The organism is Bradyrhizobium sp. 155, assembly GCF_023101105.1.
Classification (GTDB): Bacteria; Pseudomonadota; Alphaproteobacteria; order Rhizobiales; family Xanthobacteraceae; genus Bradyrhizobium; species Bradyrhizobium canariense_D.
Window position 1 is genome coordinate 7,466,788 of record NZ_CP064704.1, and the last position, 26,152, is coordinate 7,492,939.

The 26,152-nt window shown below is 64.5% G+C and carries 19 protein-coding genes and 1 pseudogene; 16 read left to right on the forward strand and 4 right to left on the reverse strand.

All coding sequences use genetic code 11. The features are described from left to right. Positions 1-22: 22 nt before the first annotated feature. The 5 genes from soxB (at position 23) to IVA93_RS35510 (ending at position 5,127) form a co-directional block, all read left to right on the forward strand. Entirely contained in the window at positions 23-1,774 is a 1,752-nt protein-coding gene (gene soxB, locus IVA93_RS35490; protein ID WP_018455983.1) for a thiosulfohydrolase SoxB, read from the forward strand. Next, positions 1,771-2,229, forward strand: a complete 459-nt coding sequence (locus IVA93_RS35495; RefSeq protein WP_018455982.1) for a DsrE family protein — start codon at positions 1,771-1,773, stop codon at positions 2,227-2,229. Before soxB ends, IVA93_RS35495 begins: the two co-directional genes overlap by 4 nt. A 270-nt stretch (positions 2,230-2,499) precedes the next feature. Continuing rightward, a complete protein-coding gene (locus IVA93_RS35500) occupies positions 2,500-3,537 on the forward strand; it encodes an MBL fold metallo-hydrolase (protein ID WP_018455981.1) in 1,038 nt (345 codons plus the stop codon). Between the two features lie 76 nt (positions 3,538-3,613). Further along, a complete protein-coding gene (locus tag IVA93_RS35505; protein WP_018455980.1) occupies positions 3,614-3,787 on the forward strand; it encodes a hypothetical protein in 174 nt (57 codons plus the stop codon). A 131-nt stretch (positions 3,788-3,918) separates the two neighbouring features. Next, a complete protein-coding gene (locus IVA93_RS35510) occupies positions 3,919-5,127 on the forward strand; it encodes an MFS transporter (RefSeq protein WP_018455979.1) in 1,209 nt (402 codons plus the stop codon). Between the two features lie 187 nt (positions 5,128-5,314). Here the strand turns inward: IVA93_RS35510 and IVA93_RS35515 are convergent, their stop codons facing one another. Further along, on the reverse strand, positions 5,315-6,685 hold the full coding sequence (locus tag IVA93_RS35515; protein ID WP_018455978.1) for an MFS transporter: 1,371 nt from the start codon (positions 6,683-6,685) through the stop codon (positions 5,315-5,317). 145 nt (positions 6,686-6,830) lie between these two features. On the opposite strand from IVA93_RS35515, the gene IVA93_RS35520 reads away from it, so the two are divergent. The 4 genes from IVA93_RS35520 to IVA93_RS35535 are packed head-to-tail and all read left to right on the forward strand — an operon-like array spanning position 6,831 to position 11,429. After that, positions 6,831-7,484, forward strand: coding sequence for an ABC transporter ATP-binding protein (locus IVA93_RS35520; RefSeq protein ID WP_018455977.1), 654 nt, complete (start codon positions 6,831-6,833; stop codon positions 7,482-7,484). Next, positions 7,481-9,943, forward strand: a complete 2,463-nt coding sequence (locus IVA93_RS35525) for an ABC transporter permease (RefSeq protein ID WP_018455976.1) — start codon at positions 7,481-7,483, stop codon at positions 9,941-9,943. The genes IVA93_RS35520 and IVA93_RS35525 overlap by 4 nt, the downstream gene beginning before the upstream one ends. Beyond that, positions 9,933-11,015 carry a lipocalin-like domain-containing protein gene (locus tag IVA93_RS35530; protein ID WP_018455975.1) on the forward strand — a complete coding sequence of 361 codons (1,083 nt, stop codon included), beginning with the start codon at positions 9,933-9,935 and terminating at the stop codon, positions 11,013-11,015. The genes IVA93_RS35525 and IVA93_RS35530 overlap by 11 nt, the downstream gene beginning before the upstream one ends. Before the next feature lie 27 nt (positions 11,016-11,042). Then, entirely contained in the window at positions 11,043-11,429 is a 387-nt protein-coding gene (locus tag IVA93_RS35535) for an MAPEG family protein (RefSeq protein ID WP_018455974.1), read from the forward strand. 161 nt (positions 11,430-11,590) lie between these two features. On the opposite strand, the gene IVA93_RS35540 is transcribed toward IVA93_RS35535, so the two are convergent. The 3 genes from IVA93_RS35540 to IVA93_RS35550 form a co-directional block, all read right to left on the reverse strand. After that, entirely contained in the window at positions 11,591-12,784 is a 1,194-nt protein-coding gene (locus tag IVA93_RS35540) for an ABC transporter substrate-binding protein (RefSeq protein WP_026233063.1), read from the reverse strand. Between the two features lie 306 nt (positions 12,785-13,090). Then, the gene (locus IVA93_RS35545) at positions 13,091-16,255 is read right to left on the reverse strand and encodes an efflux RND transporter permease subunit (RefSeq protein WP_018455972.1); all 3,165 of its coding nucleotides are present in this window, start codon (positions 16,253-16,255) and stop codon (positions 13,091-13,093) included. Beyond that, positions 16,252-17,457: an efflux RND transporter periplasmic adaptor subunit gene (locus tag IVA93_RS35550; protein ID WP_018455971.1), complete on the reverse strand. Its 1,206-nt coding sequence runs from the start codon at positions 17,455-17,457 to the stop codon at positions 16,252-16,254. The genes IVA93_RS35545 and IVA93_RS35550 overlap by 4 nt, the downstream gene beginning before the upstream one ends. A 279-nt stretch (positions 17,458-17,736) precedes the next feature. On the opposite strand from IVA93_RS35550, the gene IVA93_RS35555 reads away from it, so the two are divergent. From IVA93_RS35555 to IVA93_RS35585, 7 genes and pseudogenes are all read left to right on the forward strand, one after another. After that, positions 17,737-18,891: an iron-containing alcohol dehydrogenase gene (locus IVA93_RS35555; RefSeq protein WP_018455970.1), complete on the forward strand. Its 1,155-nt coding sequence runs from the start codon at positions 17,737-17,739 to the stop codon at positions 18,889-18,891. Between the two features lie 18 nt (positions 18,892-18,909). Further along, positions 18,910-20,461, forward strand: a pseudogene (locus tag IVA93_RS35560) (AMP-binding protein). Between the two features lie 171 nt (positions 20,462-20,632). After that, the gene (locus IVA93_RS35565) at positions 20,633-22,231 is read left to right on the forward strand and encodes an ABC transporter substrate-binding protein (RefSeq protein ID WP_085361917.1); all 1,599 of its coding nucleotides are present in this window, start codon (positions 20,633-20,635) and stop codon (positions 22,229-22,231) included. Positions 22,232-22,266: 35 nt separating this feature from the next. Then, positions 22,267-23,214, forward strand: a complete 948-nt coding sequence (locus IVA93_RS35570) for an ABC transporter permease (protein WP_018455967.1) — start codon at positions 22,267-22,269, stop codon at positions 23,212-23,214. A 9-nt stretch (positions 23,215-23,223) separates the two neighbouring features. Further along, entirely contained in the window at positions 23,224-24,117 is an 894-nt protein-coding gene (locus tag IVA93_RS35575; RefSeq protein WP_018455966.1) for an ABC transporter permease, read from the forward strand. After that, complete coding sequence (locus IVA93_RS35580; RefSeq protein ID WP_018455965.1) at positions 24,117-25,124, forward strand: ABC transporter ATP-binding protein; 1,008 nt, start codon at positions 24,117-24,119, stop codon at positions 25,122-25,124. Before IVA93_RS35575 ends, IVA93_RS35580 begins: the two co-directional genes overlap by 1 nt. Then, positions 25,121-26,107 (forward strand): ABC transporter ATP-binding protein, encoded by a 987-nt coding sequence (locus tag IVA93_RS35585; RefSeq protein WP_018455964.1) that lies wholly within the window; start codon positions 25,121-25,123, stop codon positions 26,105-26,107. The genes IVA93_RS35580 and IVA93_RS35585 overlap by 4 nt, the downstream gene beginning before the upstream one ends. The last annotated feature ends 45 nt before the right edge of the window (positions 26,108-26,152 follow it).

The following is a 26,152-nucleotide window of genomic DNA, read 5'->3' on the forward strand; positions in this document are numbered from 1 at the left end:
AGAGGGCGCGGAGAATTTCTGGATGGCGATCCGCCGCCGCGATTTCCTGAAGAATGCAGGCCTTGCTGCCGCATCGCTGAGCCTGCCGCGGCTTGCGCTCGGTGCTGAGGCTGCGAGCATTTACGACCTCGAACGGTTCGGCAATGCGCGCATCCTTCACCTCACCGACACGCATGCGCAACTCAATCCAGTCTATTTTCGCGAGCCCAGCGTCAATATCGGGATCGGCGAGATGGCGGGACGGCCGCCGCATCTGGTCGGCCGCGCCTTTCTCGACCGTTTCGGCATCAGGCCCGACAGCGCGGATGCCTATGCCTTCAGCTGCTTCGAGTTCGAGAAGTCCGCAGGCCGCTTCGGCAAGCTCGGCGGCTTCGCCCATCTGAAGACGCTGATCGACCGCTTGCGTGGCGATGTCGGCGAAAAACGCTCCGTGCTCGTTGACGGCGGCGACCTCTGGCAAGGCTCGGGACTTGCCAACATCATGCAGGGCCGCGACATGGTCGAGGCCGCAAACCTGCTCGGTGTCGAGGCGATGACCGGGCATTGGGAATTCACCTATGGCGAGCAGGCGCTGCGCGACAATCTCGCGCGCTTCAGGGGCGAGTTTCTGGCGCAGAACGTTTTTCTCACCGAGGAAGCCGCATTCAATGATGCCCCGGCCTTCGACAAGGCGACGGGACGCGTGTTCAAGCCCTCCGTGATCAAGGAGCTCGGCGGCCATCGCGTCGCGATCGTCGGCCAAGCCTTCCCTTACGTGCCGATCGCGCATCCCAAACGGTTCACGCCGGACTGGTCCTTCGGCATCCGCGAGGAAGAGCTCCAGAAGCATGTCGACGGCCTGCGCGGCACCGACAAGGTCGATGCGGTCATCCTGCTGTCGCATAACGGCATGGACGTCGATCTCAAGCTCGCAAGCCGCGTCACCGGTATCGACGTCATCCTCGGCGGCCATACCCATGATGCGATCCCGCAGCCCATCGCCGTGAAGAATGCGAGCGGCACGACGCTCGTCACCAATGCCGGCTCCAACGGAAAATTTCTGGCCGTGCTCGATCTCGCGCTCGACAAGGGCAAGGTCGGCGACGTCAAATATCATCTGCTGCCGGTCTATTCCGAGCTGTTGAAACCCGATCCCGGGATGGCCGAACTGATCGGCCGGTTGCGGGCACCCTTCGTCACCGACTGGTTGGAGAAGATCGCGACGCCCGATCGCCTGCTGTATCGACGCGACAATTTCGCCGGCCCGGTCGACGAGCTGATCTGCAGCGCGCTGCGCACCGAGTTCGACGCCGAGATCGCGCTGTCGCCGGGCTTCCGCTGGGGCGTCACCGGACTGTCCGGCCAGGCACTGACGATGGAGGATTTGCTCGCGGAAACCGCGATCAGCTATCCCGAGACCTATGTGCAGGAGATGACCGGCGCGGAGATCAAGGACGTGCTGGAAGACGTCTGCGACAACCTCTTCAATACCGATCCCTATTACCAGCAGGGCGGCGACATGGTGCGCGCCGGTGGGCTCAGCTACACCTGCACGCCGACGGCGACGATCGGCAGCCGGATCTCGGAGCTGAAGCTCAATGGCGGCAAGGCGCTCAGTGCCAGCCACCGCTACAAGGTCGCGGGCTGGGCCTCGGTCAACGGCCAGCAAGGCGCGCCGGTGTGGGATGTGGTGGCAAAATATCTGCGCTCGGGCCGGATGTTTCAGGAGCGGCTCGGCTCCGGCGTCACGCTAAAGGGCGTCGAGGGTAATCCGGGCATCGCAGGACAGGGATGATGCGGTCGCAAACCCTATCCGCGATGCTGCTGGCGCTGTTCGCCTGGGCGGCGATGCCACCGGCTTTCGCGCAGCAGGTGCCGCTCCAGGACAAGCCGTTCGCCGAGCACAAGATCGTGCTGCAGCTCTCCGATGGCGATGCCAGGAAGCAAGCTCTGGTGCTCAGCGTCGCCAACAATTTGCTGAAGGCCTACGACCCCGACAAGGTCGCAATCGAGGTGGTGGCGTTCGGTCCCGGCATCGACCTCCTGTTCACCGGCAGCGAGCGCCGCAAGCAGGTCGAGAGCCTGATCGCGCAAGGCGTACGCTTCGACATCTGCCTCAACACTGTCGACACGATCGAGCGGGAGACCGGCAAGCGGCCGGAGTTCATCCCTGCCGCTACGCCGGTGCAGGTCGGGGTCGGGCAGATCCTGTTCCTCAGCGAGAACGGATACACGGTGGTGAGGCCCTGAGCCTTTTGTCGGGGCGAAGCGTCGCGGCATACTCGGTGTCATCGCCGGCGAAGGCGGGCGATCCAGTACTCCGAGACCGCGAGGGGTACGGGAGGGCGCGGCGTACTGGATTCCCCGCCTTCGCGGGAATGGCAGCCGTGGCTAGGTGACGCCCACCCGCCCGTCACAGGAATAAAAATCTTCCAAATTTTCTTGCTTACACAGTGAATTGCTTCTCTTGTAAGCCCGAAATGTAATAGAATCTCGGGGTAGTTCACGCCGGGTCTTGCCATGATCTTCCGCCAGCTCTTCGACAGTGTTTCGGGCACCTACAGCTATCTCCTGGCGAGCCGCGCCGGCGGCGAGGCGCTGATCCTCGATCCCGTGCTGGAGAAGGTCGACCGCTACTGCCAGCTCCTGCGCGAGCTCGATCTCAAGCTGGTCAAGGCCGTGGACACCCATCTGCACGCCGACCACGTCACCGGCCTCGGCGAGCTGCGCGACCGCACCCATTGCATGACCGTGATGGGCGACCAGACCAAGGCCGACGTGGTGGCGATGCGGGTTGCCGACGGCGACAAGGTGACGATCGAGGGCCTGTCGCTCGACGTGATGTACACGCCCGGCCACACCGACGACTCCTACTCCTACTTGATGGGCGACCGCGTCTTCACCGGCGACACGCTGCTGATCCGCGGCACCGGCCGCACCGATTTCCAGAACGGTTCGTCGCGCGCGCAGTACGATTCGATCTTCAACCGCCTGCTCAAGCTGCCCGACGAGACCATGGTGTTCCCGGCGCATGACTACAAGGGCGACACCGTCTCCACCATCGGCGAGGAGAAACGCTACAATCCGCGGCTCCAGGTGCGCTCGGTCGACGACTATATCGAGCTGATGGCCAATCTGAAGCTGCCCAATCCGAAGATGATGGACGTCGCGGTGCCCGCCAACATGCATGTCGGCCTGCACCAGGAGGAGCTGGAGAAAGAGGGCCGCGTGCTCCGCGCCGTCGAGGCGATCCGCAGCCTCGGCCGTCCCGATATCCTGCTGGTCGATTTGCGCGAGACCAATGAGCGGATGAAGCACGGCATGCTCGAAGGCGCGCTGCATACACCCTATCCGTCCGTTGAGGACAGCCTCAAGCCCGGCGGCATGCTGCGCGAGGTCGCGGCCGCCACCGGTCGCCGCGTCGTGTTCTTCTGCGCCTTCGGCGAACGCTCTGCGATGGCTGTCGCCGCCGCCAAGGAGGCCGGGCTCACCAACACCGCCCACATCGCCGGCGGCATCGATGCCTGGAAGAAGGCCGGCGGGCCGGTGGTGCACTGACCGCCTTGAGATAAGTCAGGAACTGCACATATCTTCCGGATAGGTTTGGGCGCAGCATCACTGTCCGGGACCAGCCATGGCCAAGATCGGCAAGCCGAGCGCGCCGCCCAAAATTGCGGACGACGCGCCAGCAAAAGACAAGGCGAAGAAGCCTCAGCCTCCGCGCGACACCGAAGACGATGATTACGAAGACGGCGACATCGCGACACCAAAGCGCGACCGCTACGGGCCGGACGACGAGCCGTTTTGAGGGGCTCGTCTCTTGCCACGCTCTCAACTGTCGTCCTGCCCCGCGCTACTGCCATGCGCCTGCGTTCATGGACAAATAACCGCTCTGCCCGATAGTTTGCGCGTCTCCAAAGGACGTGAAACGGAACTGCAATGGTCGACGTTCTCGCCGCACCGCAGCAAGGCAAGGCGGACAGCGCGCTACGCACGCTGACGGGAATTTCGATCGCGCATTGGGTCAGCCATTTTCATCTGCTGGTCCTGCCGATGCTGTTTCCCTTCCTCAAAAATCAACTCGGCGTCGGCTACGTCGAGCTCGGCTTCGCGCTGACCGTGTCGGCCGTGGTGTCGGGGCTGACGCAGGCGCCGACCGGCTATCTCGTCGACCATTTTGGCGCGCGAAAGATTTTGCTGGGCGGCCTCACCCTCGGCGGCCTCGCGCTGATCCTGCTTGGCCTGCATCTCAGCTACACCTCGCTGATCGCCTGCGCCGTGCTGCTCGGGCTCGCCAACAGCGTCTACCATCCCGCCGATTACGCCATCCTCGCCGAGCACATGGACGAAGCGCGGATGGGCCGCGCCTTCTCGATCCATACCTTTGCCGGCTATTTCGGCGGCGCGGTGGCGCCGGCGATCGTCGCCGCGATGGTCATCGTGTCAGGCGGTGTCGGTGCGCTGATCGCATCGGGCGTGATCGGCGTTCTGGTCGCGGTGTTGCTGGTGACCATGAACATTCCCGATGCCGGCGCGCACAAGACCAAGCCAGGCACCGAGAACGCACCCAAACAGGCCGTGATCACGCCGGCGCTGATCACGCTGACGGCACTGTTCATGCTGCTCAGCCTGTCGGTCGCCGGCATCAACAATTTCGGCGTGGTGGCGCTGATGAGTGGCTATGGCGTGACCTATTCCGCGGCCAATGTCGCGCTCACCGCCTTCCTCGGTGCAAGCGCCGCCGGCGTGCTCGCGGGCGGCTTTCTTGCCGACCACACCGAGCGCCACGGCTATGTCGCCGCCGCCTGCTTCGCCGCGAACGCGGCGATCGTGCTGCTGATCGCGCTGGTCACGCTGCCGGGCTGGGCGCTGACCGCCACGATGGCGGCCGCGGGATTCCTCTCCGGCGTGATCGCGCCTTCGCGCGACATGCTGGTGCGCAATGCAGCACCTCCCGGCGCGGCGGGGCGCGCCTTCGGCATCGTCTCCACCGGCTTCAATCTCGGCGGCATCGTCAGCCCGCTGTTGTTCGGCTGGATTATGGACCAGAGCGCGCCGCATTGGGTGTTCGGCGCATCCGTGATCTTCATGGTCGCGACGGTGGTGCTGTCGCCGTTCACGGAGCGGAAGCGGCAAATCGCGGCTTGAGCAACAAACTCAATTGTCGTCCCGGCCTAGTGCGCAATTGCGCATAGGGGCCGGGGGTCCATAACCACGAATCGGAGTTGTGGCGCAAAGCTGCCAACTCCAAGTCTTCGCCAAACTAAAAATCGTGGTTATGGATCCCGGCCTTCGCCGGGATGACAGTTGTGATTGGGTTGGCTGAAGTGGCCCCTTACGTCGGCGACACCGCGCTCTTCAGCGGCGCTGCCTGCGGAGCAGCTCCACCGGTCAGCCTGGCCTTTTCCGTGTTGGGCCAGAGCAGGAGCAGCCCGAGCGCACCGGAGCCGACCATGATCGCGGCGTTGATGGTGAAGCCGGTCATGTAGCCGTCGAGCATGCTGCCGGCGCGCTGGATTACGCTGCCCATCACGAGCGGCGCGATGATGCCGGAAAGCGTATAGAGCGCACCGTAGATCGCGAGAACCGCGCCGCGCTGCGACGTCGGCGTGAACTCGCCGAGCATGGGCGGGCAGACGACGTAGATCGCGCCGCACAGGCCGGAGCCGACCACGAGCAGGGCGATCTGGAGGCCGGCACCTTGGACGTGCGGCATCATCGCGAGGATCAGGCCGCCGACGATCAGCGGCACAGAGCCGAGCACGCCGCGGGAGATCCGCGACGTGTAGCCGCGTGCCAGCATCACCTGCGAGATCCAGCCCGTGAGAATGACGATGGTCGCCCCGAACACCCAGGGCAGGATCGAGACGAAGCCCGCCTGAGACTGCGAGAAGCCGAGGCCCTTGACGATGAAGGGCGTGAACCAGGTGAGCCCGAGCGACAGCGCCCAATAGGCGCCGAAGGTCGCGGTCACACAGCCGATGAAAGTGCGCGATGTCAGAAGCTGGAGATAGGGTATTTTCGGTTCGATCACGGCCGATGCGTGGGTGTCCAGCGGGCCTTCCTTGCCGAGTGCGAGCCAGGCGGCGACCCAGATCAGGCCGACGATTCCAAGCGCACCGAACGCATAGTGCCAGGAATGATTGACGATGATCCAGTTCAGCGCCGGGACCGCCAGGATCACGCCAAAGGCCGAACCTTGCGACAGGATTGCGGTCGGCATCGTGCGCTTCTCGTCGGGGAACCATTTGTAGACTGCGTGCATCGCCACCGAGGCCGCCGGGCCTTCGCCGGCGCCGAGCACGATGCGGCAGATCAGGAGTGTGGTGAAAGAGACGGTGCCGACCATCGGAAACTGCGTCAGCGCCCAGATCACCGCGAGCGTCAACAGCACCCAGCGGGTCGGTACCTTGTTGACGATGAAGCCCACCACGATCGCCGAGATCGAGAACAGGAAGAAGAACGACGAGCCGAGCAAACCGAACTGCTCGGGCTCGAGCTTCAGCTCGGTCATGATCGGAACGCCCGCGAGACCGACGACGATCTTGTCGGCGAAGTTCACCAGCATGAAAAGAAACAGGAGAAATGTAACGGTCCAGGCGCCCTTTGGCGTTTGCTTTTGCGTTTGCTTTTGCGTTTCCTTCGACGTTTCCTTGGACATCCCCGTCATCTTGCCCGCCGCGGGCTGCGTTGCCTGAGCGCTCATCGTTCTCCCCGTCGTCCCTTTTTGGCACTTTTTTGATGTGGTCCTCTTAGGAGCTAACAACGGCTTCAATACCAACGCAACCCGGCATTTCCGCAGCAAGTGTGCTACGCAGCAATTCCGCTAATTCCGTCCGGCGCCATTCATCGTGCTGAGCATCCGAAACCTCTCCAAGACGTTCTCTTCGGCCGGTGAGCCGGTCCATGTCCTGCGCGGCGTCGATCTCGATCTCAAGGCCGGCGAACGCGTCGCACTGACCGGCGAGTCCGGCAGCGGCAAGAGCACACTGCTGCACCTGATCGCAGGGCTCGATGCCGCCGATGGCGGCACGATCCGACTGGAAGACACGGAGGTCACCAAATTGTCCGATGCGGGACGCGCGGGCCTGCGGCGCGACCGGATCGGCCTGGTGTTTCAACAATACAATCTGATCCCGAGTCTGTCGGTCGGGGATAATCTGGTGTTTCAGGCACGGATCGCCGGCCGGTACGACGAGGCTTGGTACAAGGAGCTGATCGAGCGTCTCGGGCTTGGCGGCCTGCTCAAGCGTTATCCAGAACAATTGTCGGGCGGACAGCAGCAACGGGTCGCGATTGGCCGGGCCCTGGCGACGAAGCCGTCGTTGCTGCTGGCGGACGAGCCGACCGGCAATCTCGACGAGGCCACCGCCGAGGACGTGCTGGCCTTGACGCGCGACCTCGTCACGCGCACCGGCTGCGGCTTTCTGATGGTGACGCACAGCCTGCATCTGGCCGCCGCACTCGATCGCCACGTCAACCTGCATGCCGGGCGGATCGCATGAGGCGCGCGCTCTGGGTCCTCGCCGTGCTGCTCAGCCATTGGCGGCGCCACAAGATGCAGTTCGCGACGCTCCTGATCGGGCTGATCGCGGCGACTGCGCTGTGGAGCGGCGTGCAGGCGATCAACCAGCAGGCCCGCAGCGCCTATGACCGCGCCGCGGCAACCTTCGGCGGCGCGCGCACGCCGATGCTGGTCGCGCCTGATGCCGCGACTTTTCCGCAGGAGCTGTTCGTCAAGCTGCGCCGCGCCGGCTGGCCGGTCTCGCCGATGCTGGAGGGACGGGTCCAGGTCAACGGGCGCTCGGTCCGGCTGCTCGGCATCGAGCCGGTGACGCTACCGGTCGATGTCGGCAACGCACCGCGCCTCGGCGCCGCCGATCTGAGCAGCTTCGTGGCGCCGCCGGGCCAGACGCTGGTGGCAAAGGAAACGTTGACCGACTTGCAGGAGCGGGAAGGCGCAGCGCCGCCGATCAGCAACGGCGCAATACTGCCGCCGCTGCGCGTGCTGCCGCAGCTCGTGCCCGACGTGCTCGTGGTCGATATCGGCGTGGCGCAGCGGCTGCTGAACAAGCCGGACCAGATCTCGCGGCTTCTGATCGGCAAGCCCAAGGGCAAGCCCGCGCCCTTAGCGAGCGTCGTCGGCGACCGCTTACAGCGGGTTGAGCCGGATGCGGAGACCGAGCTGGAGCGTCTCACCGACAGCTTTCACCTCAACCTCACCGCGTTCGGCCTGCTGTCGTTCTTCGTCGGTCTTTTCATCGTCAATTCAGCCGTCGGCCTCGCCTTCGAGCAGCGGCTGCCGATGCTGCGCACGCTGCGGGCCTGCGGTGCCTCGGCACGACTGGTCAACACCGTGCTGGTGGTCGAGCTCGTGGCGCTGTCGCTGGTCGCAGGCCTGATCGGGCTCGCCTGCGGCTATTTCATTGCAGCCGCGCTCTTGCCCGACGTCGCAGCATCCCTGCGAGGGCTCTACGGCGCGCAAATCCCGGGGCAGCTCAGCTTGCGTCCCGAATGGTGGCTCGCCGGGATCGGCATCAGCATTGTGGGCGCGCTTGTTGCCGCGGCGACCAGCCTGATCAAGGCTGTCAGGATGCCGGTGCTGGCGACCGCGCAGCCGCGCGCCTGGCAACAGAGGCAGAGCCGTTGGCTGATCCTGCAGAGCGGGGCTGCCTGCGCCGTGTTCGCCGTCGCGCTGTTGCTGCTCCAGTACGGGCAATCGCTGATCGCGGGCTTTGGCGTGCTGGCAGCGCTGATGCTCGGCGCGGCGTTGATCTTGCCGGCCTTCCTCGACATCATCCTGCAAACCGGGCAGCGTTTCGCGCGAAAACCGCTCGCGCTGTGGTTCTGGGCGGACAGCCGGCAGCAGCTCTCGGGATTGTCGCTGGCGCTGATGGCGCTGCTGCTCGCGCTCGCCGTCAATGTCGGGGTGTCCACCATGGTGGAAACGTTCAGCCGCACCTTCATCGGCTGGCTCAACGGGCGGCTCGCAGCCGACGTCTACATCAGCGCCTCCGACAATGCGAAAGGCGTCGCGATCCGCAACTGGCTGAAGGAGCGCAGCGATGTCCAGGCGATCCTGTCGGGCGGACGTGCCGAGGCGCAGGTGCAGGGCCAGCCGGTGGAACTGCTCGGCCTGCCCGATCACGCGCTCTATCGCGAGCGCTGGCCGCTGCTCGAAGCCGCACCCGGTGCCTGGACACAACTCATACCCGGCAATGCCGCTTTCATCAGCGAGCAGCTGAGCCGCCGCCTCAACGTCCGCGTCGGTGACGTCGTTGACGTCCCGGCGCCGGGCGGGACCTGGGAGCTCGACATCGTCGGCATCTATGCCGACTACGGCAACCCCAAGGGACAGCTGGCGGTGAATGTCGCGGCGCTGATCCGGCATTTTCCGCAGACGCCGCAGACGCGCATCGGTCTCATCGTCGCGAAGGAGAATATCCCCGGTCTGATCGCGGCGCTGCAGAAGCAGTTTGCGCTGGACGACCGCAGCGTCGCCGACCAGGCGACGGTGAAGGCGGAATCGATCCGCATCTTCAACCGGACCTTTGCGGTGACCTCGGCGCTGAACGCCTTCACCCTCGGCGTCGCCGGGATCGCGCTTCTGACCAGCCTTCTCACACTGGCGAACTCGCGCCTGCCGCAGCTTGCGCCGCTCTGGGCGATCGGTATCACGCGGCCACGCCTTGCCGCGATCGAATTGACCAAGACGCTGTCGGTCGCGCTGTTCACGTCTCTGCTGGCGGTGCCGCTCGGGCTGCTGGTGGCGTGGTGCCTGATCGCGATCGTCAATGTGAAAGCGTTCGGCTGGCGGCTGCCGTTCCATGTATTTCCGTTGCAACTGGTCGAGCTGGTGGCAGTCGCGCTGTTCGCCTCGTTGCTTGCCACCCTGCCGCCGATGATCCGACTTGCCCGGATGCAGCCGGCGAGCCTCGTCAAGGTGTTTGCCAATGAGCGCTGATGGGATTTCGCGGCGCACCTTCGCCGGCGGCATCGCCGCGCTCGCGGCAGTCCGCCGCGCAGGCGCGCAAGGCTATGCCGGGCTCGGCGAGACAGCCGACGGCTTTGCCAAGGTCACGCCGGGGAAGACGTTCGCCTTTCCGGACGATCACGGGCCGCATCCGGAGTTTCGCATCGAATGGTGGTATCTCACGGCGAACCTCGTCGATGCCAGCGGCGCGGCTTGCAGCCTGCAATGGACGCTGTTCCGACAGGCGACGCAGCCGGGGCCGCAGGGCGAAGGCTGGGCCAATCAACAGGTGTGGATGGCGCATGCCGCGGTAACGCGCGCCGACACCCACCGCTTCAACGAGCTGTTTTCCCGCGGTGGTGTGGGACAGGCCGGAGTCACGGCGAAACCGTTCTCGGCCTGGATCGACGATTGGGAGATGAACGGATCCGAGCGCACCGAAGATCGCGCTTTAGCGCCGCTGACGCTGAAGGCCTCGGGCGCCGACTTCAGTTACGTGCTGACGCTCGAGGCCGATCGTCCGGTGATGTTGCAGGGCGCCGGCGGCTACAGCCGTAAATCGGAGCGCGGTCAGGCCTCCTATTATTACAGCCAGCCGTTCTATCGCGCCCGCGGCACGCTCACCATCGACGATAGGACGGTCGATGTTTCCGGCCAGGCCTGGATGGACCGCGAATGGAGCAGCCAGCCACTCGATGCCGACCAGACCGGCTGGGACTGGCTGTCGCTGCACCTGTCATCCGGTGACAAGCTGATGCTGTACCGGCTCCGGCAGAAGGACGGCAAAGATTATCCGTTCGGCAACTGGATCAGCGCGATGGGCGAGACGCAGATGATCGCGGGCGACGACATCCAGATGATGCCGAAAGCGACGGCTGAGGTCGCGGGACACAAGCTCCCGGTGGAATGGCAGATCGCGATCCCCTCGCGGTCGTTCTCGATCCAGTGCAAGCCGCTCAATCCACAGGCGTGGATGGGGACCGGTTTTTCCTATTGGGAAGGGCCGATCAGCTTTGCCGGTACGCATGACGGCGTTGGCTATCTCGAGCTGACCGGGTATTGAACCGGGACCTCTTCGAAGGGACTAGCGATGCATCACCTCACCGCCCTCGTCACGCTGCTGGCGATCCTGTTCTACTTCTTCACCTCCATCAACGTGTCGCGCTCGCGCACCAAAACCGGCGTCAAGGTGCCGGCAATGTCGGGCCATCCGGATTTCGAGCGCGCGTTCCGGATCCAGATGAACACGCTGGAATGGATGCCGATCTTCCTGCCGTCGCTCTGGCTTTTCGCGATTTACATCAGCGATTCCGGCGCAGCGGCGATCGGCGCGGTCTGGATCGTCGGCCGCATCGTTTACTTCATCGGCTATTCGAAGGCCGCCGCAAAACGCGGCCCGGGATTTTTTATTCAGGGTATCGCGGCCATTGCGCTGTGGGCGGGGGCGCTGGGGGCGGCGGTGCTGCGACTGGTGTGAGGCAGCCGACATACGGCCACTTGCCCCGCCGTCGTCCTGGCGGAGGCCTGGACCCATAACCACAGGACACGGTTATGGGCACGATGGCGGCGACAGCTTGTTTCAACAAGCGGCTGTCGGGGTAATGGGTCCTGGCTTTCGCCAGGACGACATAGAGATCCTCACTTCGTCAGCGGGCAGCCGCTCTCCTTGGCAGTGAAGAACGCCTTCTCGCCGGGAACGACCGCGAGCTGCTTGTAATAGTCCCAGGGCTTCTTCGATTCCGCGGGCTTCTTGACCTCGAACAGATACATGTCGTGGACCATGCGGCCGTTCTCGAGCACCTTGCCGCCTTGCGCGAAGTCGTCGTCGACCGGCAGCTCCTTCAGCTTCTTGGCGACCGCATCCGGATCCTTGGACCCGGCGGCCTTGACCGCCTTGAGATAGCTCAGCGTCGCCGAATAGGTGCCGGCCTGGATCATGTTCGGCATCCGGCCGGTGCGCTTGAGAAAGCGTTCGCCGAGATGGCGCGTGCGGTCGTTGATGTCCCAGTAATAGCCCTCGGTCAGCACCAGGCCTTGCGCGGCCTGCAAGCCGAGGCCGTTCACTTCGGCGAGCGTCATCAAGAGGCCCGCGAGCTTCTGGCCACCGGAGACGATGCCGAACTCGGACGCCTGCTTGATCGAATTGGTGGTGTCGAGGCCGGCATTGGCAAGGCCGACGATCTTCGCCTTCGAGCTCTGCGCCTGGAGCAGGAAGGAGGAGAAGTCCGAGGAGTTGAGCGGCACGCGCACCGAACCGAGCACCTTGCCGCCATTGGCGGTGACGATCTCGCTGGTGTCCTTCTCCAGCGCGTAGCCGAAGGCGTAGTCCGCGGTGAGGAAGAACCAGCTGTCGCCGCCGGCCTTGGTCAGCGAGCCGCCGGTGCCGACACCGAGCGCGCGGGTGTCATAAGCCCAGTGGAAGCCATAGGGCTGGCAGGCATCGCCGGTGAGGCGCGAGGTCGCAGCGCCGACGACGATGTCGATCTTCTTCTTTTCCTTGGAAAGCTCGTGGATCGCGAGCGCGACCGATGAGGTCGTCAGCTCCGTGATCATGTCGACGTTCTCGACATCGTACCAGCGGCGCGCGATCGAGGTCGCGAGATCCGGCTTGTTCTGGTGGTCGGCGGTGACGAGCTCCACCTTCTGGCCCAGCACCTCGCCGCCGAAATCCTCGATCGCCATCCGGGCGGCCTCGACCGACCATTTGCCGCCGTAATCGGCGTAGACGCCGGACTGGTCGTTGAGGATGCCGATCTTGACGCCTTGCGCAGAGGCCGGCGCGGCCAGCAGCAAAGCCGAAATTGCGACAGCGGCCAAAAGTGCTGATTTCATCTGTTAGCTCCCAGCAGTTTTCTGTTTTGAAATCGCGCGGATACTAGTGAAGAACCCCGGCGGTGCCCATCCATTGCATGTTGGTCGTTAGTATGAAGGGCGTGCCAAGCAAACGGCGTCGTCCCGGCCTAGTACGCAATTGCGCACGGGGGCCGGGACCCATACCGCGGAATCCCTCGGTTGCGGTCGGTAGGAGTACCGAACGACGAATCTTCACTAAACCACGTTCGAGGGTTATGGGTCCCGGCCTTCGCCGGGACGACAGCGTGAATATTGAAGGGTCGGTGGCGCGCCATTTGATACTTATCAGCCCACCGCCTTCGGCTTCCCCTCGTTCTTCCCCTCGGCCAGGTTCCGCACCACCACATAGAAGATCGGCGTGAACAGAAGCCCAAACAGGGTGACACCGATCATGCCGAAGAACACGGCGACGCCGACGGCTTGCCGCATCTCCGAGCCCGAGCCGGACGAGATCACCAGCGGCAAGACGCCGAGGATGAAGGCGAAGGACGTCATCAGGATCGGCCGCAGGCGCAGGCGGCAGGCGTCGATCACGGCCTCCAGCCGCGGCTTGCCTTCTTTCTCGATGTCGCGCGCGAACTCGACGATCAGGATCGCGTTCTTTGCCGCCAGCCCCACCAGCACGACGAAACCGATCTGGGTGAGGATGTTGACGTCCTGCCCCATGATGCGCACGCCGATGGTGGCCGCCAACAGGCACATCGGCACGATCAGGATCACCGCGAACGGCAGGGTCCAGCTGCCGTATTGCGCGGCAAGCACCAGATAGACGAACAGCACGCAGATCGGGAATACGTAGAGACCCGCATTGCCGCCCGTGATCTGCTGGTAGGACAGATCGGTCCACTCGAAGCTGAAGCCACTCGGGAGGGTGTCGTCGGCGAGCTTCTTGATCGCGTTGAGCGCGGTGGTCGAGCTGGTGCCCGGCGCCGGCTCGCCCTGCAGCTCGGAGGCCGCGTAGAGATTGTAGCGCGCGACGCGGTCAGGGCCGGAAACGTCCTTGAACTCGACCACGCTGCCGAGCATCACCATGTCGCCGGAGGCGTTGCGCGTGCGCAACCGCGAGAGATCGCTCGGCTCTTTCCGGAACGGGAAGTCGGCCTGCGCGGTGACGTGGTAGGTGCGGCCGAACAGGTTGAAGTCGTTGACATAAGTCGATCCGAAATAGGTCTGGATCGTGTCGTTGATGCCGGCGATGGGAACGCCGAGCTTCTGCGCCTTGGTGCGGTCGATGTCGACGAAGAGCTGCGGCGTATTGGCCGAGAACGGCGAGAACACGGAGGGAGCGAGCAGCGAGGGCGATTTGCGCGCCGCGGCGACAAGCTCGTCAGTAGCCGCGGCGAGCATCTCCGGCCCACGGCCCTGGCGGTCCTGGATGCGGATGGTGAAGCCGCCACCGGTGCCGATGCCGGGCACGGCCGGCGGCGGAATCACGATGATGAAGGCACCCTGAATCGCGGCCAAGCGTTTGCGCAGCTCGACCGTGATGGCGTTCGCAGACAATCCTTTCTTGATCCGCGCCTCGGGCTCGTCGAACACTGGGAAGAGCGCCGCCGCGTTGCCGGCCTGCGTCCGCGTCGCGCCGGAGAAGCCGGCGAAAGCGGCCACGCGGATGATACCCGGCGTATCCAGCGCGATCCGCTCGATCTCGCGCACGACCTCGGTGGTGCGCGCCAGCGAAGCGGCGCCCGGCAATTGCACGGAGATGATGACGTAGCCGCGGTCCTGCGCCGGAATAAAGCCTTGCGACGTGGTGGCGATCAGCCAGCCGGCGCTGCCGATCAGCACGACGTAGATCAGGATCATCACCGCCGAATGCCGGATCACGAAATTGGCGAGGCCGGCGTAGCCATGCGCGAGACGGTCGAACACGCGGTTAAACACGCCAGTGAAAGCGTTCCAGCCGCGTGCAACAAGATTCCAGCGCGCGGGCGGCCGTTTCTCCTCGTGGGGGACGAGGAGAAGCGAGGCCAGCGCCGGCGATAGCGTCAACGAGCAGAAGCAGGAGATTGCGGTCGCGACCGCAATGGTGACGGCGAATTGCTGGAAGAACTGACCCGAAATTCCGCCCAGAAATGCGGTCGGGACGAACACCGCGCACAGCACCAGCGCGATCGACACCAATGCGCCGCCGACCTCCTCCATGGTCTTCAGCGCGGCATCGCGCCGGCTCATGCCATGCTCGAGATGCCGCTCGACATTCTCGACCACCACGATGGCGTCGTCGACCACGATACCGACGGCGAGAACGAGCCCGAACAGCGTGAGATTGTTGATCGAGAAGCCGAGCGCCGCCATCACCGCGAAGGTGCCGACCAGCGAAACCGGAATCGCGATGATCGGAATGATCGCGGGACGCCATCCCTGCAGGAACACCAGCACGACGACGACCACGAGCAACATGGCCTCGTAGATGGTCTTGATCAGCTCGTGGACGGACTGCGCGATGAACTCGGTCGGGTTGTAGCCGATATTGAAGTCGAGGCCTTTCGGAAAGGTCTCCTTCAGCTTCGTCATGGTGTCCGAAATGTTCTTCGCGGTCGCGAGCGCGTTCGATCCCGGCCGCTGCGTCACCAGCATGGCGACCGCCGATTTGCGCAGCAGGAAGCTGTTGGTGGAGTAGGCGAGAGCACCAAGCTCGATACGGGCGACGTCGCGCAGGCGCACCGTGCGGCCGTCGGAGCCGGCCTTGATCAGGATGTCCTCGAACTGCTTCTGGTCTTTCAATCGCCCGGTGAAGGTGAGGTTCGGCTGGAAGGCGCGGTCGGCGATCGGCGGTTCGGCGATCTGGCCGCCCGCGATCTGCACGTTCTGCGCGCGGATCGCGGCGAGCACCTCGGTTGCGGTCAGGCCGAGATTGGCGATCCGGTCAGGATCGAGCCATAGCCGCATCGAATAATCGCGCGCGCCGAAGATCTGGATGTCGCCGACGCCGTCGATCCGCAGCAGCTGATCGCGGACCTGGAGCAGCGCATAGTTGGAGATGTAGAGCTGGTCGAACGTGTCGTCGGGCGACAGCATGAACACGACCATCAGGATGTCGGGCGAGTTCTTGCGCGTGGTGACGCCGTTGCGCTGAACCTCTTCAGGCAAACGCGGCTGCGCGATCGCAACGCGGTTCTGCACCAGCACCTGGGCTTTGTCGAGATCGGTGCCGAGCTTGAAAGTGACGGTGATGGTGAGCTGGCCGTTCGAGGTCGCCTGGCTGTAGAGATACAGCATGTCCTCGACGCCGTTGATCTCCTGCTCGATGGGTGCGGCAACCGTGTCGGACACGGTCTGCGCGGAGGCGCCGGGATATTGCGTGGTGACGACGACGGTCGGCGGCACCACTTGCGGATATTCGGAGACCGGCAGCGTGGTATAGGCCAGCGCGCCGACGATCAGCAGCACGATCGACAGCACCATCGCCAGGATGGGCTGGTTGATGGAGAGACGGCCAAGATTCATGATTTGCCACCGGCGGGCGCTGGTGCCGTCTGCGGTGCGACCTTGGCACCGACGCGGGCGCGCTGGATGCCGTTGACGATGACGCGGTCGTCCGCCTTCAATCCCTCGCGGATCACGCGCAGGCCCTCGTCGAGCGGTCCGAGCGTCACGGGACGCGCCTCGACGGTGTCGTCCGGCTTGACCACGAACACGATCTTGCGGGACTGGTCAGTTGCGACCGCAACGTCGGGGATCAGCAGCGCTTCATAGGGCGCGCTGCCGATCAGTCTGATACGCCCGAACTGACCGGGCAGGATCGAAAGATCGGTGTTCTTGACCACGGCGCGGCTGCGCAGCGTGCCGGTGGAGACATCGAGGCGGTTGTCGAGGAAATTGATGCTGCCTTCACGGGATGGTTTCGTCTCGCCGGCGAGCGTCACCTGCACCGGGTTCGCCGTATCGCGCGAACTCGGGCGGCGGCCTTCGAACCACAGCTTGCTGTATTTGATGAAGGTCGCCTCATCCATGTCGAAATAGATATAGATCGGGTCGAGCGTCACGATCGAGGTGAGCAGCGTCGACGTTCCGGTATCGCTGCCCTGCACGAGATTGCCAGGGCTGACAAGGTGGCGGCTGACGCGGCCGGTCAGCGGCGCCGTCACATGCGTGAATTCGATATTGAGCTTGGCGACTTTGAGCGCACCCTCGGCCTGTGTTTCGGCAGCGTGCGCAGCCTGCAAGGCCTGACGGCGCTGATCGACCACCTGCTCGGAGACGGCGCTGGTCTGCACCAGGCTCAAACCGCGATCGAGCTCCCGCTTTGCAAGCTCCACCTTGGCACGGGCATCGGAAAGCTGCCCCTCGGCCTGCGTGGCCACCGCCTCGAACGGACGTGGGTCGATGACGTAGAGCAGATCGCCCTGACGCACGATGGCGCCATCCTGGAATTCGACAGAGTTGACGAACCCGCCGACGCGCGGGCGGACCTGCACCTCCTCCATCGCCTCGAAGCGGCCGGTGAACTCGTCCCAATCGGTGACGGTGCGCTTGACCGGTTGGGCGACGGTTACCGGCGCCGGCGGGGGAGCGCTCGCTTGCGAGGCCGGCTGGCCGCAACCGGTGAGCACGAACGCCGCGGCGAGAAGGCCGACGATGGCGTAAGGCCGAGGCGAAACGAAATCGTGCGTTTTGACAAATTGCTCGCTTCCGTCCGGTCCAGTCATCCCAGGTCCTCGCATCAAAGCCGCGGAAAAAGCAGGGTACGCCTGTACCCGCGGGCGCCACAAGATGGGTGGCAATGATGAACTCTTCAAGACCAAAGCGCAGGCAATGCTCGGAGGAATGCCCTGGCCGGATGACGGGTTGACAGGGCTTGTTGGCCTCTCCCCGTAAGCCGGGAGAGCAAGCGGAGAGTGCGTTAGCGTCTTCGCACATGACGGGCGGAGCCGGCTCGGCTAGATTGCTCCTCATAAAACAAGACGAATTGTCCGGGGAGGACAGGCGTGCACCAGGGACGTGTCGTTTACGGCGCGATCGAGGAAGTCGTGTTCGGCCACCCCGCGGCCGAGGCCGTGGTCGCCCAGATGGACCGGCTGGGGACGCGCCGCGCCTTCCTGATGGTCTCGGGCACGCTCAACCGGCAGACCGACGAAATCGCCAAGATCAAACAAGCCCTGGGCACAAATTGCGCGGGCGTCTTCGATGCCATGCCGGCGCACACCCCGCGCGAGGCGGTGATCGCCGCCACCAATGCGGCGCGCGAAGCGGGCGCCGACCTGATCGTCACCGTGGGCGGCGGCTCGATCACCGACGGCGCCAAGGCGGTGCAGCTCTGCCTCGCCAACGGCATCGACGATGTCGACGGCATCGAGCGTATCCGCGTGCACAAGGGCGTCGCGCCCGAGATGACGGCGCCGACCGTGCGTCAGATCAGCGTGCCGACCACGATCGCCGGCGGCGAGTTCAGCTCGATCGCAGGCGTCACCGACCGCACCGCCCATGTGAAACAGATGCTACGGCATCCGCTCAGCGTTCCGCGCGCGACCATCCTCGATCCCGCCATCACCGTGCACACGCCGGAATGGCTATTCCTCTCGACCGGCATCCGCGCCATCGATCATTGCGTCGAGGCGATCTGCTCGCGCGAGACGCACCCCTATGCCGACGCGCAATCGGTGAAGGGCCTCGCCATGCTCGCCGACGCGCTGCCACGGGTGAAGGCTGACCCTGCTGACCTCGACGCGCGAATGGATGCGCAGATCGGCACCTGGCTGTCGATGGGCGCGCTCGCCGCTGGCGTGCCGATGGGCGCGAGCCACGGCATCGGTTACGTGCTGGGCGCAGCCTTCGACGTACCGCATGGCTACACCTCCTGCGTCATGCTGCCGGCCGTGATGCGCTGGAATGCGCGCGACAATGCCGAGCGCCAGATGATCGTCGCGGCCGCAATGGGTTTTCCCGGCCACGCGGCAGCCGATGTGCTCGATGCCTTCATCCGCTCGCTCGGCATGCCGCGCAGCCTCGCCGATGTGCGCGTCTCGCCGGAGCATTTCGACGCCATCGCGGACGCTGCGATGCGCACGAACTGGATCCCGCGCAACCCGCGCAAGATCGACAGCCCCGCTCAAGTGCGCGAAATCCTGCTTCTTGCCGCATGATCCAAAGCCGGAGGACTGATGTACCCAGGTCAGCATGCCCGCCTGCGCCCACTCCAGCCCGCCTTCATCATGGCGACGACCGGCGAGGCCGTCACCTATCGCGAGCTCGATGCGCGCAGCAATCGGCTGGCGCACCTGTTCCGCAAGTATGGCCTGAAGCGGCTCGACCACTACTCGATCTTCATGGAGAACAATTCCCGCTACCTCGAAGCCTGCGGCGCGGGCGAGCGCTCCGGCCTCTACTACACCTGCATCAACTCGTTCCTGACGCCGGGCGAGTTCGCCTATCTCCTGGTCAACAGCCAGTCGAAAATCCTGATCACGTCGGTTGCGAAGCTCGATATCGCCCGCGAGGCGATCAAGGTCTGCCCCGACATCAAGCTGTGCATCGTCGCCGACGGCCCGGGCGAGAGCGAGCGCATCGTCGGCCTCACTGAGGTAACCGCCGACCTGCCGAAGACGCCGATCCCGGATGAATGGCTCGGCACCGCCATGCTGTATTCATCGGGCACGACGGGACGGCCAAAAGGGATTCTGCGGCCGCTTCCGGAGGAGCCGCCGAAACACAATCTGCCGTTGTTCGATTTCCTGACAAAGCTTTGGCACTACCGCGAGGGCATGATCTACCTGTCGCCGGCGCCGCTCTATCATTCGGCGCCGCAGGCCGCCGTGAACCTCACGATCCGCATGGGCGGCACCGCGATCATCATGGAGAATTTCGATCCCGAGCGTTACCTCCAGCTCGTCGAGCGGTGGGGTATCACTCACACCCAGTTGGTGCCGACGATGTTCTCGCGCATGCTCAAGCTGCCGGAGGAGGTGCGCACGCGCTACGACCTGTCGTCGCTCGAGATCGCGATCCATGCCGCCGCGCCCTGCCCCGCCCTGGTCAAGGACGACATGATCAAATGGTGGGGACCGATCATCCACGAGTACTACGGCGCGACCGAAGGCCTTGGCTTCACCGCCTGCGACAGCGCGGAATGGCTCGCCCATCGCGGCACCGTCGGCAAGGTCCTGCTCGGCGATCTCCACATTCTCGACGAAAACATGAAGCCATGCCCGACCGGCACGCCGGGTCAGGTCTGGTTCAAGACGGCCTCGCCATTCGAATATTTCAACGACCCGGAGAAGACCAGGGAAGCGCGCTCGGCCGACGGCAGCATGAGCACGGTCGGCGACGTCGGCTATGTCGACGAGGATCGTTTCCTTTATCTAACGGACCGCGCGACCTTCATGATCATCTCCGGCGGCGTGAACATTTATCCGCAGGAGTGCGAGAATCTGTTGATCACCCATCCGAAGGTTGCGGACGCCGCGGTGTTCGGCGTGCCCAATTCCGATCTCGGCGAAGAGGTGAAGGCGGTGGTGCAGCCGATGCCCCGGGGCCGTGCCGGGCGAGGCGCTCGCCGAGGAGCTGATCGCGTTCTGCGGGGCGTCGCTGTCGCGGCAAAAGGTGCCGCGCTCGGTCGATTTCGAGAAGGAGTTGCCGCGGCTGCCGACGGGGAAGCTGTACAAGCGGCTGCTGCGGGACCGGTATTGGGGGAACAAGGCGTCAAGGATTGTGTGAAGGGCCGCTGTCGCCGGAGAAACTTCCCTCTCATCGTGAGAGACACCCCTGCGGCCTTCCGTCGTCCGAATTGCCGAGAGAGTAGCGGACCTTGACGGTTGCCTCACCGCGCACGCGCCGCTATCGTCGGGACAAACAGGCCGCAAAAGGCGATGTCCAGGGAGGACGAGGATGCGGAGCGTACGGGCGCTCGCCGCGACGGCGGCGCTATCTTTGCTTGCGTTTTCGAGCGTTGCACTCGCCAGCGAGCCCAAGCAGGGCGGCATTTTGCGGATGTACCACCGCGACAGTCCCGGCAATGCCTCGATCCACGAAGGCGCGACCTACTCGCTCAACGTTCCCTTCATGCCGGTGTTCAACAACCTCGTCATCTACAAGCAGGACGTGGCGCAGAACAGCATGGACACCATCGTGCCCGAGCTCGCCGAGAGCTGGGCCTGGGTCAACGACAACAAGACGCTGACCTTCAAGCTACGCCAGGGCGTGAAGTGGCACGACGGCAAGCCGTTCACCTCGGCGGACGTCAAATGCACCTTCGACATGCTGATGGGCAAGTCGCAGCAGAAGTTCCGGCAGAACCCGCGCAAGAGCTGGTACGAACAGGTCAACGACGTCTCCACCAACGGCGATCTCGAGGTCTCCTTCAATCTGAAGCGGCCACAGCCTTCGCTGCTGGCGCTGCTCGCCTCGGGCTACACGCCGGTCTATCCCTGCCACGTCTCGCCCGGCGACATGCGCACGCACCCGATCGGCACCGGGCCGTTCAAGTTCGTCGAGTTCAAGGCCAATGAATCGATCAAGCTGACCCGCAATCCCGACTATTGGCGCAAGGGCCGGCCCTATCTCGACGGCATCGAGTTCACCATCATCCCGAACCGCTCCACCGCGATCCTCGCGTTCGTCGCCGGCAAGTTCGACATGACCTTCCCGACCGAGGTGAGCATCCCGCTGCTCAAGGACGTCAAATCGCAGGCGCCGAACGCGGTCTGCGTGGTCGAGCCCAACAATGTCGCCACCAACATCATCGTCAATTCGTCCGCGCCGCCGTTCGACAATATCGACATCCGTCGCGCCATGGCGCTGTCGCTCGACCGAAAGGCCTTCATCTCGATCTTGTTCGAGGGCCAGGGTGACATCGGCGGCACCCTGCTGCCGCCGCCGAATGGGCTGTGGGGGATGCCGAAGGAGATGCTCGAGACCATTCCGGGCTACGGCCCCGACATCAACGCCAACCGTGAGGAAGCGAAAAAGCTGATGCAGAAGGCCGGCTATGGGCCGGATAAGCATCTCGCCGTCAAGGTCTCGACCCGCAACATTCCGGTCTACCGCGATCCTGCGGTGATTCTGATCGATCAGCTCAAGAGTATCTATATCGACGGCGAGCTCGACGTGGTCGAGACCGCAAACTGGTTCCCGAAGATCGCGCGGAAGGATTACATGCTCGGGCTCAATTTGACCGGCAATGCCGTCGACGACCCCGACCAGTCCTTCTACGAGAACTATTCCTGCGGCTCCGAGCGCAACTACACCAATTACTGCAACAAGGAGATCGAAAAGCTGTTCGACGTGCAGTCCCAGGAGACCGACATTAACAAGCGCAAGAAGCTGGTGTGGGACATCGACAAGAAGCTGCAGGAGGACGTCGCCCGCCCGATCATCTTCCACGCACGTACCGGCAGCTGCTGGCAACCTTACGTCAAGGGCGTGACGGTGATGTCGAACAGCTCCTACAATGGCTATCGCTACGAGGACGTCTGGATGGACAAGTAGCGCGGGCGGCTGACGGGTTCGACGGGAGGCGATGCATGTTTGCCTATCTGGTGCGGCGCCTGTTGCTGATGCTCCTGACCCTGTTCGGGATCTCGATCGTCATCTTCTTCCTGCTGCGCATCGTCCCCGGGAATATCGTCGACATCCTGTTCGCCGCCGCGGGCTATGTGGACCCCGCCGACAAGGCCAATCTGGAGAAGGAGCTCGGCATCGACCAGCCGCTGGTGGTGCAATATTGGCACTGGATCAGCGGCTTCCTGCGCGGCGATTTTGGCTACTCCTACGTCTCCGAGAAGCCGGCGCTCCAGGAGATCCTGCCACGGATCCCGATCACCGCACGGCTCGCGGGCCTGGCGCTGTTGTTCTCGACCTCGATCGGCATCCCCCTTGGCGTGATCAGCGCGGTGAAGCAGGGAACGAGGCTCGACTACGCATTGCGTGTGGTGAGCCTCAGCGGATTGTCGCTGCCTTCGTTCTGGCTTGGCCTGCTCATCCTCACCGCCTCGGTGGCGATGTTCAACCAGATGCCGATCTTCAACCCGAATCCAGCGACTTGGCTGGAAGCGTTTGCGACCTATGCCGTGCCCGCCGCAGCCGTCGGCTTCCGCAGCGCGGCACTGACCATGCGCATCACGCGATCCTCGATGCTGGAGGTGCTGCGGCAGGACTATATCCGCACCGCGCGTGCCAAGGGCGCATCGGACGCCGCTGTGAACTATCAGCATGCGCTGAAGAATGCGATTCTGCCCGTCATCACCGTGATTGGCATCGAAGCGGCGTTCCTGATCGGCGGCCTCATCGTGACGGAGACGGTGTTCAACATCCCCGGCGTCGCGCGCTTCCTGGTCGAGGCGATTCGCTGGCGCGATTATCCGATCGTGCAGAACCTGGTGATGCTGATTGCCATCGTCGTGGTGAGCGCGAATTTCATCGTGGACATGCTGTACGCGGTGTTCGACCCGCGTATCCGGTACACGGATTAGGAGAACCTGTTGGCTGCGATCGACTATGACGTTGAACTGAGGCGCGCCGGGGCGCACGCGACCGTCGGCTGGCGGCGCGTGCTGTTTTTGGCGCAGCGGCATGTGCTGGGCGCGGCCGGGCTCGTCATCATGACCCTGTTCGTGTTCACCGCGATCTTCGCCGACTTCATCGCGCGTTACGATCCGCTGACGATCGATGCCGCTCGGGCACTGGCGCGTCCAAGCCTGGCACACTGGATGGGCACGGATTCCTTCGGCCGCGATGTCTTCAGCCGCATCATTCATGGCGCGCGGATCTCGCTCGCGGTCGGCATCGGCTCGACGGCGCTCGGCGGCAGCATCGGCGTGATCGTCGGCCTCACCTCCGGCTATCTCTCCGGCTGGGTCGATCTCGTGTTCCAGCGCGTCTCCGATGTCCTCCAGGCGCTGCCGCTGCTGGTGCTGGCCCTGATCATGACCGCGGCGCTTGGGCCGTCCTTGCCGAACGTCATCATTGCGATCGCCATTCCGCTGATCCCGACCGTCTCGCGCGTCATCCGCGCCAACACGCTGGCGCTGCGCGAGCTGCCATTCATCGAGGCCGCCAAGTCGATCGGCATGAGCGAGGTACGCATTGCGCTCCGTCACGTGCTGCCGAATACGCTGGCGCCGCTGATCGTGCTTGCGACGGCCCAGCTCGGCTCGACTATCCTCACGGAAGCCTCGCTCTCCTTCCTCGGCCTCGGCATTCCCGAGCCGTACCCGTCGTGGGGGCGCATGCTCTCTGAATCCGCCGCCGAATATGTCCGCACGGCGCCATGGCTGGTGATCTTCCCGGGCATCGCCATCAGCCTCGCGGTGTTCGGCGCCAATCTGTTCGGTGACGCCTTGCGCGACATCCTCGATCCCCGGCAGCGCGGCTGATGGCTGAGAACTCCGATCTCGTGATCGAGGTGAAGAACCTGAAGACGGTGTTCTTCACCAACTCCGGTCTGTTCAAGGCCGTCGATGATGTTTCCTTCACGGTGAAGCGCGGCGAGACGCTGGCGATCGTCGGCGAATCCGGCTGCGGCAAGAGCGTCACTGCACTATCGCTGATGCGGCTGGTGCCGGATCCACCCGGCCGCATCGTCGGCGGCTCCGTCACGCTCGAAGGCACCGACCTTCTGACGCTGGACGAAGCAGAGATGCGTGCCGTCAGGGGCAACCGCATCTCGATGATCTTCCAGGAGCCGATGACCTCGCTCAATCCGGTGATGCGGATCGGCGACCAGATCGTCGAGACCGTGCGGCTGCACCGGAACATGTCGAGCAAAGAGGCCCGGGGCATCGCAATCGAGATGCTGCGCCTGGTGCGCATCCCCGAGCCGGCTCGGCGCGCGCGGGAATATCCGCATCAGCTGTCCGGCGGCATGCGCCAGCGCGCCATGATCGCGATGGCGCTGGCGTGCCGGCCGGTGCTGCTGATCGCGGACGAGCCCACGACCGCGCTCGACGTCACCATCCAGGCGCAGATTCTGGCGCTGATCCTAGACCTTCAGAAAGAGCTCGGCACCGGGCTCGTGCTGATCACGCATGATCTCGGCGTCGTCGCGCAGACCGCGCAACGCGTCATCGTGATGTATGCGGGACGCAAGGTCGAGGAAGCGAGCGTCGAGGCGCTGTTCGCCGCGCCAAAGCACCCCTACACGCGCGGATTGATGGCATCGATCCCGGCGGTGCCGGCGCCCGGCGTTGCCGCGCCGGCACGGTTGAACGAAATTCCCGGCACCGTGCCGTCGCTGGTGGGGCTGCCCAAAGGTTGCGCGTTCGCGCCACGCTGCAAGCTCGCGATCAAGCGCTGCGAGGCCGAATATCCGCCGCTCATCGATTGGGGCGGCGGCCATCTCGCGGCCTGCTGGCGCGCAGCCGAAGTGGCGGAGGTGGCATGACCGACGCACTGCTCGAAGTCACCGAACTCAAGAAGCACTATCCGGTGCGCGCCGGCGTGTTGCGCCGACAAATCGGCACAGTGCATGCGGTCGACGGCGTCTCGTTTTCGGTTGGGGTCGGGGAGACGCTGGGCCTTGTCGGCGAATCCGGCTGCGGCAAGTCGACGGTGGCGCGCAGCGTGCTGCGGCTGGTCGAGCCGACCTCGGGCCAGATTCGCCTCGAAGGCGAGGACATCACGCATCTCTCCAAGTCCGCGCTGCGGCCACACCGTCGTTCGATGCAGATCGTATTCCAGGATCCTTTCGCCTCGCTCAACCCGCGCATGACTGCCGGAGACATCGTGGGCGAGCCGCTGTTCGTGCACGGGCTCGCGACCGGCAAAGCGCTGGAGGCACGTACCGCACAGCTGTTCGAGCAGGTTGGCTTGCGGCCCGACCAGATGCGCAACTTCCCGCATCAATTCTCCGGCGGCCAGCGCCAGCGCATCTGCATCGCCCGCGCGCTGGCGCTCGGGCCCCGCCTGATCGTCTGCGACGAGCCGGTCTCCGCGCTCGATGTCTCGATCCAGGCGCAGGTGATCAATCTCCTGATCGATCTGCAACGGCAGCACGGCTTCTCCTACCTCTTCATCGCGCATGACCTCGCCGTGGTCGCCCATATCAGTCACCGCGTCGCCGTGATGTATCTCGGCCGCATCGTCGAGATCGCGGACAAGGACGAGCTGTTCCGCAATCCGCGCCATCCCTACACGCAGGCCCTGCTCGCCTCGGTACCGGTCGCCAACCCGCTCGCCAAAAAGCTCGTGCCGCTGGTCGACGGCGACGTGCCAAGCCCGGTCAATCCGCCGCCGGGCTGTGCGTTTCACACCCGCTGCCGGTATGCGATGGAGCGATGCAGGACGGAACGACCGGCGTTGGTGGACGCGGGGGACGGGCACCAGGTGGCGTGCTTGCTCAATGGCGGAACGGGGCGGAGCCAGTAGCTCCGCTGTCGTCCCGGCCTTCGCCGGGGCGACGAGTTGAGCTTG

Coding starts and splice junctions, on each gene's coding strand:
- soxB (WP_018455983.1), top strand. CDS start 23: ATGGCGATCCGCCGCCGCGATTTCCTGAAGAATGCAGGCCTTGCTGCC.
- IVA93_RS35495 (WP_018455982.1), top strand. CDS start 1,771: ATGATGCGGTCGCAAACCCTATCCGCGATGCTGCTGGCGCTGTTCGCC.
- IVA93_RS35500 (WP_018455981.1), top strand. CDS start 2,500: ATGATCTTCCGCCAGCTCTTCGACAGTGTTTCGGGCACCTACAGCTAT.
- IVA93_RS35505 (WP_018455980.1), top strand. CDS start 3,614: ATGGCCAAGATCGGCAAGCCGAGCGCGCCGCCCAAAATTGCGGACGAC.
- IVA93_RS35510 (WP_018455979.1), top strand. CDS start 3,919: ATGGTCGACGTTCTCGCCGCACCGCAGCAAGGCAAGGCGGACAGCGCG.
- IVA93_RS35515 (WP_018455978.1), bottom strand. CDS start 6,685: ATGAGCGCTCAGGCAACGCAGCCCGCGGCGGGCAAGATGACGGGGATG.
- IVA93_RS35525 (WP_018455976.1), top strand. CDS start 7,481: ATGAGGCGCGCGCTCTGGGTCCTCGCCGTGCTGCTCAGCCATTGGCGG.
- IVA93_RS35530 (WP_018455975.1), top strand. CDS start 9,933: ATGAGCGCTGATGGGATTTCGCGGCGCACCTTCGCCGGCGGCATCGCC.
- IVA93_RS35535 (WP_018455974.1), top strand. CDS start 11,043: ATGCATCACCTCACCGCCCTCGTCACGCTGCTGGCGATCCTGTTCTAC.
- IVA93_RS35540 (WP_026233063.1), bottom strand. CDS start 12,784: ATGAAATCAGCACTTTTGGCCGCTGTCGCAATTTCGGCTTTGCTGCTG.
- IVA93_RS35545 (WP_018455972.1), bottom strand. CDS start 16,255: ATGAATCTTGGCCGTCTCTCCATCAACCAGCCCATCCTGGCGATGGTG.
- IVA93_RS35550 (WP_018455971.1), bottom strand. CDS start 17,457: ATGACTGGACCGGACGGAAGCGAGCAATTTGTCAAAACGCACGATTTC.
- IVA93_RS35565 (WP_085361917.1), top strand. CDS start 20,633: ATGCGGAGCGTACGGGCGCTCGCCGCGACGGCGGCGCTATCTTTGCTT.
- IVA93_RS35570 (WP_018455967.1), top strand. CDS start 22,267: ATGTTTGCCTATCTGGTGCGGCGCCTGTTGCTGATGCTCCTGACCCTG.
- IVA93_RS35580 (WP_018455965.1), top strand. CDS start 24,117: ATGGCTGAGAACTCCGATCTCGTGATCGAGGTGAAGAACCTGAAGACG.
- IVA93_RS35585 (WP_018455964.1), top strand. CDS start 25,121: ATGACCGACGCACTGCTCGAAGTCACCGAACTCAAGAAGCACTATCCG.